This window comes from Emticicia sp. (assembly GCF_049241225.1).
Classification (GTDB): Bacteria; Bacteroidota; Bacteroidia; order Cytophagales; family Spirosomataceae; genus Emticicia.
The window spans coordinates 1-4,919 of the sequence record NZ_JBMLRC010000009.1 but is presented as its reverse complement, the minus strand read 5'-3'; the positions used below and the strand labels follow the sequence as shown (position 1 = coordinate 4,919).

General features: G+C 37.8%; 3 protein-coding genes. 1 reads left to right on the top strand and 2 read right to left on the bottom strand.

The annotated features are described in order from the left end of the window. Positions 1–123 precede the first annotated feature (123 nt). Positions 124–2,634, bottom strand: coding sequence for a PspC domain-containing protein (locus ACOVO2_RS00580; RefSeq protein ID WP_421768108.1), 2,511 nt, complete (start codon positions 2,632–2,634; stop codon positions 124–126). 105 nt (positions 2,635–2,739) lie between these two features. Further along, positions 2,740–3,069, bottom strand: a complete 330-nt coding sequence (locus ACOVO2_RS00575; protein ID WP_421768107.1) for a PadR family transcriptional regulator — start codon at positions 3,067–3,069, stop codon at positions 2,740–2,742. A gap of 283 nt (positions 3,070–3,352) precedes the next feature. Here ACOVO2_RS00575 and ACOVO2_RS00570 point away from each other — a divergent pair, with 283 nt between their 5' ends. Next, entirely contained in the window at positions 3,353–4,678 is a 1,326-nt protein-coding gene (locus ACOVO2_RS00570) for a sensor histidine kinase (RefSeq protein ID WP_421768106.1), read from the top strand. Positions 4,679–4,919 lie beyond the last annotated feature (241 nt).

Sequence of the window (4,919 nt, the reverse complement as noted above, 5' to 3'; positions counted from 1 at the left end):
TATAAAAACGCCGAACGTTTATCTAAAGTTTCGTGTTTGAAAAATTATTTAATTATTTTTCAAAATATAATTATTTTAAATTTTTCAACTGCAAAGTCCAGGTTTCATCAGAAAATGTTCATGTTATTCTCTGCTAATCTTGCTTGCACCGCTTGTGTTTGAGTCGAAATCTTTTACTTTTCCGAAACTAATATGACTTGCACCGCTGGCATCGGCTCTAGCTTGGTTGATTTCCATGCGTTTGGCATCAATGTGGCAAGCTCCCGAAACATCCATGTTTACTCTTTCGGCCGAACCTCTCAAGTCTGCTTTTGAAGCACCCGAAGCATCGAATTCGATTTTACGAACTTCCACATCAATGGCAGCTTTCGAAGCACCCGATAACTGAACGTCTAAATCTTTGCTTTTATCTTTGAAACCAATGACTTTCAGGGTTGATGCTCCCGAAATATCAAGCCCTTCGAGCGATGGCATCGTGATATTGATTCTAACGGTTTCGTTTCTTCTACTGAACGAAAATTTATCTTTATGACCGATTTCGAGGGTATTATTGCGTACTTCAAAATCAATATCGTCTAAGTCTTTTTGGTCGTCAGTGTCTGCGATAATTTCAAAAGAATTTCCTTTGCGAATCGTTACAACAAATGCTCCGCCCACTTCAACTTTATCAAAGCCGTTTAACTCAAATTTCTTTTCGTGCTGACCTTTTTCTTCAAAAACACCATAATCAAAGGCTGAGTCGTCGTCGTCATCGTAGTTGTTATCTCTGAGAGCTTCACGTTCTTCGTCACTTAATTTCGGACAATCACGGCAAACCATACCTGAGTCACGTTTCATTACGTAGGTGTATTTGTCAACATCGTCGCCATCAATATCGAAATCGTGTTTTTTCCAATCTCTACGATATACACTGTGATAAAAACTTTTGGTTAGTTTAAATGGCTTATCATAAGGCACATAGAGCGTCATTTCGAGGTCTTGTCCACGGAAACGAGCCTTTTCGGGCAAAGTTATGTTTTGGTCGAAAGTCAGTGTCGAGTCTTTTTGAGCAATATTATAGATAATAGCCTTTGCAAAACTTTCAGCCTCAGCTCTTGTACGGCCCGATGACTCGAAACGTTGTTCTAATTTCAAATCTGTTCCTTCATAGCCTTCTACACTCACTTTTACATCATCTTCGATATGGATTTCATCAAAATCATCATCGTGGTTATTATTGGCATCGAGTACCAGCGTTTGTCCTGAAAGCGTGTAAGGGAAGTTTTTAGTTTGTTCAAAACGACCTTTTTTCTTGAAATTTAGGGCGTATTTTGTAGCTAAAATACCTGTTCCCATCAAACCAGCTAACCAAAGACCTAATAACGAAATCCAAAAATTACGATTTCCGATTCTTCTGTTCGAAAGTAATGTCAAACCCGTAAGCAAAAGAGCCAAGAAAGGTGTAAACATGGCCAAGAAAGCAAAGAAGCCAGCCATTGGGTGAATATCTTGCGAGAAGATTTTGAATGGACTGTTATCAAAAAACTCAGTTCCTTCAATACCCGACGTCACGCCAAAGAATGCTGCCACGGCCGCCACAATGCCAACAATCATTGCTAAAGAAAACAACATCAACATGACGCCCGCCAAAACTCTGGCAACTGGCCCGAGGTGTTTTAAAACTTCGCCCAAAGCCTTGATAACCAAACCTACTAAACGGAAAGGGAATAATAGGATTTTTGTGAGGGCGTTTTCTGGGGCGTTTTTATCAACATTGATGCTTTCTTTGATATTGGTTTCGATGTTAGAAAGCGTAACTGGCTCGCCTTTCATTTCCATTTTTTGTGTGAGGGTCTGAGCTTTTGGTGCTACAATCCAGAGGATAATGTAAGCCAAGAAGCCCGTTCCGAATAAAAACACACTCAACACAAAAAGCAAACGAATAACCGTAATGTCAACTCCAAAATAAGCAGCTAAGCCACTACAAACACCGCCTAAAACTTTATTATCATTATCTCGGTAGAATTTCTTGATTTTTTTGTCTTCGTCGAGGTTAAAGTTTGGCGGGAAAACTACCCAACAAACAAAATATGCCAAGAAAACAAAACCTGAGATTGGTCCGAGGTCGTCATCGATTGGTGGTAAACCTAAGAATAGTAATAAAAAGATGATTCTTGCCCAAACCACATCAATATTGAAATAATGTGCTAATCCAGCTAAAACTCCACCCAAAGCTTTGCGTTTAACATCACGATAAAGGCGTTTTGGTTGAGCAGATTGTGTTGAATCAGACTGCTGGCTGCCCACAGTTGACTGATTACTGCCCACGGTTGACTGCGAATTGCCCACTGTTGATTGTGCAGTGTTTTTCAAATCTTCTTCTTCTTCGATTGCCTCAAAGTCAGATACACTACCCATTGATTTAATGAGGTCGTTTACGCCTTCATGTGTAATAACTGGTTGATTATCAGACTTTTGGTTCGTCCAGAATTTTTCGGCAATACGTGCTTCGATATCAGAAACAATCTCCTGACTGCCCTCATACGACGCAAAATATTGTTTAATGGAGGCTAAGTAAGCGTTTAGTTTTTCGTAGGCATCTTCTTCGATATTGAAAACCATGCCTGCTATATTTATTTGTATAGTCTTTTTCATTGTCTTATTGATAAAAAAATCGTTCGCTGTTAGATGCTTGATTTAGGGTAATTAGATTAGGTGATTTCGAGTGAATAAAACAGAAAGCTCGAAATCAGATTTTAATTATTTCTTGCTTATAATTGTCGTAACGGACTCCGAAAGTTCGTTCCAAGTATTGTTCAAGTTTTCTAAAAACATTAGCCCTGTATCAGTCAATACGTAGTATTTACGTGGCGGGCCTGAAGTTGATTCTACCCATTTATAATCAAGCAAGCCTGCGTTTTTCAGACGAGTCAATAAAGGGTAAAGCGTGCCTTCAACAACCATTATTCTGGCGTTGATAAGTTCGTAGAGAATTTCGGAGGCATAAATTTCACCCCTCGAAATTATATGCAGAATGCAGTACTCCAAAATCCCTTTCCGCATCTGCACTTGGGCATTTTCTAAATCCATATTTTTAATCCCTTATCTTTCAAAAGGGGGAATTTAAAAAGTTTAAGTTTTCTTTATTATCAACAACAGCTTTCTGATGATGACGATACAAAGATATAATAAGGTACTATGCAATGCAAGATACTTGGTTAAAAACTTTTTGATTTTCTGATGAGTGGTAAAAAGAATGTATAAAACTTGTATTTTTGAGGATGGAAATTTTGCTATTATTGACTCTTTTTGCTTGGGTTTATAGAAAATCAACAACTTAAATCTCCATTTTTCAATTTTACAGACAAAATATATGAGACATTTTTCGATTGGAATACTTTGGAGATTAACCATTCTGACATTACTATTAGCCGCTTTTGCGTACTTTGTGCTACAAAAACAGTGGTTTTTGTCGTTTTTTATTTTGGTCGGAATAGCAATTAGTTTTTACTTGCTATTCGGTTATGTCACCTCAGTCAATCGAAAACTGGCACGTTTCTTTGAATCGGTTCGCTATGCTGATTTTGCCGTAAAATTCAGAGCCGATAATAAACTGGGCAAAAGTTTTGAAGAAGTAAACAACCAACTTAATGGAGTTTTAGATGCGTTCCGCCAAGCTCGTGCCGAAAAAGAAGCCAATCTACATTATATAAATACCATCGTTCAGCACGTAAATGTGGGTTTACTTTCGTTCGATGCTTCTGGCAAAATCGAATTGATAAATAATGCGGCCTTCCGAACTTTAGGCATTTACAGACTTCGTAATATTTCGGAATTAAGCAATAGCGTACATATCGGGCTTTACGAAATCCTTAAAGATTTGCCTTCGGGCGGTAAAACGCTTTACATAACTTCTAACGAACAGCAAATCACGATAAACTCCACGACCGTTAGCCTTCGTGGAAGAGTCATAAAACTGGTTTCGCTACAAAATATTCAATCCGAACTACAAGAAAAAGAACTCGATGCGTGGCAAAACCTCACAAAAGTGCTTCGTCACGAAATTATGAATTCCGTCACGCCGATAGTTTCGTTGGCCAGCACGATGCGAGAAATTATAGAAATAGATTTATCCGAAAAAACGGAAATTAAAGAAACCGTCGATGATTTGAAAGAAGCCCTCCAGACCATCGAAAACCGTAGTAAAGGCATCATGAATTTTGTGAATGCGTACCGCGAATTCACCACAATTCCGAAGCCAGTTTTTACCGAAACTACCGCCAAACAACTCGTCGGAAACCTCACGAATCTGATTTTGCCTCAAATAAAAGCCAAAGGAATCAGTCTTCAAACCAACATAAAACAAGATTTTTCGCTCATCGTAGATAACGAACAGATTGACATGGTTTTGATTAATCTGACGAAAAATGCCATCGAAGCAGTAGAAAATAAATTAAATCCAGAAATAAAAATATCAATTTATCAAGCTGATAATCAGAGATTTATAGAGGTTGCAGATAATGGAAGTGGTATCGAACCCGAAGCAATCGAAAAGATTTTCATTCCCTTTTATACGACCAAAAAGACTGGTTCGGGTATTGGCTTGAGTCTTTCTCGGCAAATTATGCAGATTCACGGAGGTAATCTGAAGGTAATTTCTAAAGTAGGCGAGGGCAGTAAGTTTTTGGTTATTTTTTGATTAGTAATTTTCCAGTAAAATAGAATTTTAACAAAAGATTCTAAAAAAAACCATGTATTTTTGTGTTTTATGCAAGACAAGTTCTTACCTGTTAATACGATTCATTTGACAGTTGTAAACCTGTCCTACAAGTACTTAACCATTTACATTTTTAGAAGATGAAACCTCTTAAACACTTGCTTACGCTCGTATTGATTGTTTTGTTTGCCAATGGCTGTAAGCAAAAAACATCGGCCGAATA